Source organism: Bacillus sp. 05T22 (assembly GCF_056396765.1).
In genome coordinates, this window is the sequence record NZ_JBFTMC010000170.1 from 1 (window position 1) to 6,106 (window position 6,106).

A 6,106-nucleotide genomic window follows, 5' to 3' on the forward strand; every position below is an offset into this window, starting at 1 on the left:
ATGTTGTGTATGCCTTGAAATGCTTGCAATCCAGCTCCTAGCGTTTGTAGTGAATTACCCACTACAATCAACCATGGAATTTCAGGCTCCTCATTCAGTGCCACCTCTACCCCTACAAATGCACCAATAGACTGTAGACTATTTCCTGTGATAATGAGATAATCATTCTCTTCCATTTCTTTTTGTATATTAAAAAACGTTCCTATTACATTTGAAACATTCCCTAAAGCTAATAATTCAATCCCTGTTTTCTCCAAAGATTTATTTCTTTGTTTCATTTGTTCCTCTTTACTCAGTGCAGTTTCTTCTACTTTCATCCCTTGTTTTTCAAAGGAATCTTTTAACGCTATCAATTGCAGTATATATCCAAGAGCTTGTAATGATCCACCTACAATTACAAGTGGTTCTTCAACATTTTCTTCTCCTATAAACCCTCTTGTAGTTCCAATGGCAGCTATCGTATTTCCACCTACTTGAAACCATGCTCCCGTAACCGTTAAATTTCTTGGATTCATATTATTCATCCACCTATATTAGAATCATCTTATTTATCATGGATTCACGGACATCAATACCCACTTGTAAAATAATAATATTTATGTCTTCCCTACATTTTCCCATTATATTTTCACACATTTCATTTTGTGCATGAAATGACTTCTCCAAGCTTTTTCACCTATGTATATATTCCAAATTAAAAAGAGCACTCGACAGTGCTCTTTCGTGATAAGGAGTTTTCAATGAGTATGAAAAAAGCGATTTACGCTTGTCCCATACTTCAATATATGCTTGCCTAGTTCAAAAGGTGTGCAATTTATAAATATTTTTTCAATTTACTAAATTCTTCATCCAATTGCCATGTGTGATGTTTCATCAAAATCATGATAAATGATTTTTTCTAGACTTTGACCAATAGGAACAAACCATTTTCTCTGCTGTATTAAATTGGTAATCCCACTCCCATATGCAGTTGCATCTTTACTCTCACCATTCATTTGCATAGTAAATACTTTAGAATCCATAATTCCCCTCCTCTATTTTTGTTCGTTGTGTTCGTTTGTTTTGTTAGCCCTTAAATTGAATTACAACTACATTCTTTCTATTAAATAACTACTATCAATAAAGAATTCAGAAAATCCATAAACAAAAAAGAGTGCTTTGAAGAAAAGCRCTCTTTCAAGAAATTTTACCACTCTCGACGCTCATCGCAATCGCAATCGCAATCACAATCATGTTTACGTCTACGACGACAMTCATCRCAATCACAGTCGCGTCTACAACGACGRTCATCACAATCTCTATGTCTGCRTCTRCARAACATTAAGTTATCCCAAAATCTATCACAATCTCGAAAGCGATTAAAATGACAATTACATCTCATAGATATGATTACCTCCTCTTTATAATAGGATTCATCATATTCTATGATTAAAAATAAAAAACAGCTTGTTTATTAGTCTATATTCTGTATTTTAGAGTAATAATATTCATATCTAATATGGCTAATAACAAAGATTTTGGTGTGACTTCCCTAATAAACATTTTCTTTTGAATAAAACTCAATATTCCGTCAATACTGTAGATACAATAATCTTTCTCCAGTCTCCCATTGGAGCCGAGCAGTTAGTTTTTGCTAGCTGCTCTTTTATTTTTATTAACTTGTCACTATTTGATAGGGTAAGCATATATTATGGATATAAGACATGCTTACTCATATGCCCTCACATTGAAAGATGGCATTTTTATTACATACAAAATAGCGTTTTTGTTGATTTTTTTCACCTTTAACTGAGACAAGCATATATTATTTTATGTAGACCCTTTCTCATAAAAAATCTACCTTTCTGAGAGCACATTCATATGTGTTCTCTCTTTTTATTTGCTATAAAATAAAGCTTTTATTTTGTTTGATTTTCATCTCTCTTCCCATCCAGCATAATATTTTAAATCTATCTTATACTATTGTTACAACGGCATTTATTACTAAAAGATTTTTCAATACATTTTATTCATAATCAGTGCAATACTAAAAAACACTTTAGTAATTTTCAACAATTATGTCGCTTGTATACCTACATGTAATCAGGAGGGATGTAAAATGGAGAAAGCGAATGAAAATATATCTACATCAAGCCATCAACATCAAGCAAAAGAGGACGAAATTGCTACAGAGGCAGGTGTACTCCTAAAATTAAAAACACTTCAACCAGCAAGTGAAGAATCTGTATTAGCTCCAACCAATCAACTTCCATCTAGTGTTATGAAACCTCTTGAAGATAAATAAAGCTTTTTATAAAAAAAGTTCAGTCGCAAATATCGGCTGTCCTTTTTATTTTTCTTAAAAATCCTTAAAACCACTTTCTTCCTTATGAAGGGCTCGGCCGAGATAATTGTAAAATAACGCCTGTATATGAAACCCGTACACATTTTTGACACATCCACTATCACAATTCCCTAAAAATTCGTGATAATATTAATTTGTTGAATATGCCAAATTTCGACATTGCACGACAACAATATCTCCCTTATCGAATCCCTGTCCCCCAGGGATTTTTCCTTTTATTCATTACTTTTTGTTTCACTAAATTTTCACCCTGAACAAAATTCAAATTTGGTATTACTTAGTTCCTGTTGATCCGAATCCGTTTTTACCTCTTTGGCTTTCCGATAGCTCGTCCACTTCCACAAAATGTGCTGTTTCCACTGGCGCTATAACGCCTTGAGCAATGCGCGTCCCTCTTTCAATAACATGAGCCTGCATATTCGCTCCCAATACTCGTTCGTTGTTATCAACAATGACATCAACTTCTCCCCTAAAACCACTATCAACCGTACCTAATATCACTCGTAGCTTCGTGTCACGCGTCATACCGCTACGTGGTCGTACTTGTAATTCGTATCCTGGTGGAATCTCAAAAGCTAATCCTGTTGGCACAACCTTCATTTCTCCTCGCCAGATAAAAGAGTAAGGTAAGAGTTATTCTTTTCCATTTTAAGAGAGAGTCTGCTATTCGTGGCAGATCCTCTTTTGTTAAGCTGAAACTTAATTAAAAAGCGTTTTGTTAAATTATTTATGAATAAGTGTCCATCGAACAGCAATGTCTCCTGTTATTATTTGCTATAAACCATATACAGTTTCATGCGGAATCCCTGAAAAAAGCATTCCATCCTGTGTAATATACATCGGGTAATAATATTGCGATGAATAGTAAGGTTGTATACTTTGGTGCATTTGTTGTGCTTGTAACGCTTGTTGCTGTGCTTGCATAGCCTGGTGAACAGCTTGAATTGTACTTTGTGCAGGACCCTGCCCTCCTAAAGGACGCATTCGCATTTCATTGTAAAAATAATTGGGAAACATTCGTTTCCCCCCCTCCTCGTAAATACTCTCACCTTCCATCTTTCATACTATGCATATTGATTTAAAGTTGATAATTTGTGAAACTTCTCAGCCTTTGTACAGATTTGATCCCAGTTTCTCTCTTCAGCCATATTCTCCGTTCTCCCTTCGATTAAGCTGTCGCCTAGCTTTTTAAGGTTTCTCCCAATTTGACAGTTTTCTATACCTCATTAAAGATATGCTCCATTTCCCTTGTCTGATGAATATCTATTTATTTCTTCATTTGGACGTAACAGATTACATTTTTCACATAAATTCATATTTCTTAGCCCACACTATCCTTAAGCCGTCCGAACTAGCGGCTTCACTCTTCTTGTAATGAGAACGCAATTTATTGCAATTCGCTAACTCATTCAACCCACCGGCAGGCAACCAAAAGCGTTGTCTGCCCTTTTTTTGTATAAACTTTTTTAATTCACACAAACTACCCATAAGTGAGTTGCTGTATTACTGTTTTTTGAGAAAACATAATTTTCAACGTAAGCAGATAGCATAAAGAGCTATCTGCTTTTCGTATAATCTTTTTCATTTCACATATACTATCAACGAATCTATTTACCAATACGAGTCATTTTGGTGTTTTGAATTTCTCCTAAATTACCCTTCTTGGGATAAGAATTTTTTGCTTATCCCATTTTGTTGTATATATATTTAAATTTACGTTAACACTATTTACGAGCGTGTTTTCTGATTATTCGTGGTTTTTATCCAGGGTAATCTTTCTCCTAATGAGGACGGCAGGTACGACTGCTTGTCCTTATTTTTTTACTCCTACCAAATTCATTCACTTCTTCATAAAAAACAACTTCTGAATCCATGCATTTTGAGCACTTATACTCGCTTAATAAAGCTTGGCATGTTCCGCTCTCTGCTCGCATTTTCTTCCTCATAATTTCTGCTCGTTGCATTACCACTGCCATAGCGTTTCCGACGTGTTGCCGCTTTTACACCACCTCTTCGGTTTTTATAATTTTCATCGAGCTTGATTACATCTGCAATTGTTTTGACATTCTTCTTTTGCCAATCGAATAGAATGCCACTGATCTATTTCCAACGCTTTGCATTTTGGTCAATCGCTCTGTCTACAGCTTCCATAATGTTTAGGTGGTTCTGCCCTTGTAACAGGGTCTAATGTTGGAACTGTATTTTTAGAAGGAGTAACTGTTGGGGCAGCATCACCAAGAGTTCTTCCCGCTAATGCAGCTCTTACAGCAGCTGGAGTGGGTGTTGTTACACATGGTGGATTTGTATAGTATAATACAATTCAAAATAGTATTGATACTCTTCAAAAATTCCAGTCTTCTTCGTCTTCTGGTGGTAGTAGTTCTAACCCATTGACATGGAATGAATTTCGAACTGCCAACAAAGGTAAATATAGTAAGGATGAAATGAGTAAGACTTGGGATAAGTATAAAAAAGAAAATGGTATTGAAAGTGACTCAGGCGATAAAACTTACACCAGACCTTCAGGATATAGAAAGGGCGTAAGAGATGATGTCTGGGATAATGCTAAAGGTGAAGATTTAACGGATGATTATTTTGGAGACTGGAATTATTAAGAAGTATTGGCGAAAGATAGGAGAGTATAATGGGGATATCAAATGAAAGTAAAATAATTGCTAAATCAGCTTTAAAAGCGTTTGGAGGTAATCCTGTTGTTTCTAAATATTGGGATGATAATAGTATAAGTAATATAGATATTTTATCAACAGGAGATAAACCTTGTGAGGGGGTTACATCGTATTCTACTATTGGCTTGTATATGCATTCAATAGGACGATCTATAGATGGAAAGTCTTTACGAGTAGAAATTGTTGGTGCGAGCGCAACAACTTATAATAATTATGCAAATGTACTAGCAACATGTGCTTTTTGTGTAATCAATTCAAAAATGCCAATCTATCCAGGTCAAATATTTTTGGATGTGTTGAAGTTTTATTATCCTAACAGTGAAATGAAACATATGTTTTTTGTGCCACCATTTCTGTGGGAAGATCAGTTGCAAACAATTGATTTCCCAGACAAAAAAGTCGCATGGTTGCTTGCCGTCCCAATATCAGAAAAAGAATATTTATTTGCTCAACAAAATGGTTCAAATAAGCTTGAAGATTTATTTGAGCAAAATGAGATAGACATTTTCGATATTGAACGAGAGTCTGTACTGTAATGTCATGCTGAATACTTTAAGTATAAGAGAACATTGTTTTTACAAATTATAATTCTCATTAAATAGCAAGTTTTAAATAAATCAGACAAGTAGAAAGGCACCTTTGGCTACCTTTTGGTCAGCAAAGAGGCTGCCTAAATATAATGTTAACTTTTGGAGTTATGTAGATGAATGGATTGTTATTGGTTTTGAATAAAAAGCACTTAATAATTTATACAAAATGTATTTAATATGGAAAGCAGAAAATCTAAAGTATGATAAAAACTCCAACTCATAAAAGTCGGATTTTCACTTCACATATACATAGGCTTCATTTGCAGTAACATAATATATTTTACCTTTGCTATTATGTTGCATATTTACTGGCTATTACCTGCGGCATGCGTAAAGGAGAAATTCTTGGATTACAATGGAAAGACATTGATTTTGAAAGAAGAACCCTTTCTCGTATTACTAAAGAATTTCATGAACCAAAAACCTCTACAGAGAAACATCTAATCGTACTTCCTGAAATCACATTACACGCCCTGGAAGAACAT

Annotated in this window: 7 protein-coding genes and 4 pseudogenes; 6 read left to right on the forward strand and 5 right to left on the reverse strand. The window is 34.6% G+C overall.

Features of this window, described 5'->3' with window-relative positions:
• The 3 genes from AC1DIT_RS26675 to AC1DIT_RS26685 form a co-directional block, all read right to left on the reverse strand.
• On the reverse strand, nucleotides 1-515 hold a 515-nt coding region (locus tag AC1DIT_RS26675), incomplete at its 3' end, for a DUF6944 family repetitive protein (RefSeq protein WP_476998535.1).
• 330 nt (nucleotides 516-845) lie between these two features.
• Nucleotides 846-1,022 carry a hypothetical protein gene (locus AC1DIT_RS26680; RefSeq protein WP_016114778.1) on the reverse strand — a complete coding sequence of 59 codons (177 nt, stop codon included), beginning with the start codon at nucleotides 1,020-1,022 and terminating at the stop codon, nucleotides 846-848.
• Between the two features lie 164 nt (nucleotides 1,023-1,186).
• Entirely contained in the window at nucleotides 1,187-1,381 is a 195-nt protein-coding gene (locus AC1DIT_RS26685) for a hypothetical protein (protein ID WP_476998536.1), read from the reverse strand.
• A 717-nt stretch (nucleotides 1,382-2,098) separates the two neighbouring features.
• On the opposite strand from AC1DIT_RS26685, the gene AC1DIT_RS26690 reads away from it, so the two are divergent.
• The gene (locus tag AC1DIT_RS26690) at nucleotides 2,099-2,284 is read left to right on the forward strand and encodes a hypothetical protein (RefSeq protein WP_016114776.1); all 186 of its coding nucleotides are present in this window, start codon (nucleotides 2,099-2,101) and stop codon (nucleotides 2,282-2,284) included.
• A gap of 333 nt (nucleotides 2,285-2,617) precedes the next feature.
• Here the strand turns inward: AC1DIT_RS26690 and dut are convergent.
• Nucleotides 2,618-2,965, reverse strand: a pseudogene (gene dut / locus AC1DIT_RS26695) (dUTP diphosphatase); the annotation flags it as partial.
• A gap of 153 nt (nucleotides 2,966-3,118) precedes the next feature.
• Nucleotides 3,119-3,361, reverse strand: coding sequence for a DUF3947 family protein (locus AC1DIT_RS26700; protein WP_016114774.1), 243 nt, complete (start codon nucleotides 3,359-3,361; stop codon nucleotides 3,119-3,121).
• 1,139 nt (nucleotides 3,362-4,500) lie between these two features.
• Between AC1DIT_RS26700 and AC1DIT_RS26705 the strand changes: the two are divergent.
• From AC1DIT_RS26705 to AC1DIT_RS26725, 5 genes and pseudogenes are all read left to right on the forward strand, one after another.
• Nucleotides 4,501-4,719, forward strand: a pseudogene (locus tag AC1DIT_RS26705) (hypothetical protein); the annotation flags it as partial.
• A gap of 129 nt (nucleotides 4,720-4,848) precedes the next feature.
• Nucleotides 4,849-4,959, forward strand: a pseudogene (locus AC1DIT_RS26710) (hypothetical protein); the annotation flags it as partial.
• Nucleotides 4,960-4,988: 29 nt separating this feature from the next.
• A complete protein-coding gene (locus AC1DIT_RS26715) occupies nucleotides 4,989-5,567 on the forward strand; it encodes a suppressor of fused domain protein (protein WP_016114773.1) in 579 nt (192 codons plus the stop codon).
• 106 nt (nucleotides 5,568-5,673) lie between these two features.
• Nucleotides 5,674-5,763 (forward strand): annotated as a pseudogene (locus AC1DIT_RS26720) (SMI1/KNR4 family protein); the annotation flags it as partial.
• A 184-nt stretch (nucleotides 5,764-5,947) separates the two neighbouring features.
• Nucleotides 5,948-6,106: site-specific integrase (locus AC1DIT_RS26725; protein ID WP_476998537.1), on the forward strand; the 159-nt coding region annotated here is incomplete at its 3' end.

Coding starts and splice junctions, on each gene's coding strand:
- AC1DIT_RS26715 (WP_016114773.1), top strand. CDS start 4,989: ATGGGGATATCAAATGAAAGTAAAATAATTGCTAAATCAGCTTTAAAA.
- AC1DIT_RS26690 (WP_016114776.1), top strand. CDS start 2,099: ATGGAGAAAGCGAATGAAAATATATCTACATCAAGCCATCAACATCAA.
- AC1DIT_RS26700 (WP_016114774.1), bottom strand. CDS start 3,361: ATGTTTCCCAATTATTTTTACAATGAAATGCGAATGCGTCCTTTAGGA.
- AC1DIT_RS26680 (WP_016114778.1), bottom strand. CDS start 1,022: ATGGATTCTAAAGTATTTACTATGCAAATGAATGGTGAGAGTAAAGAT.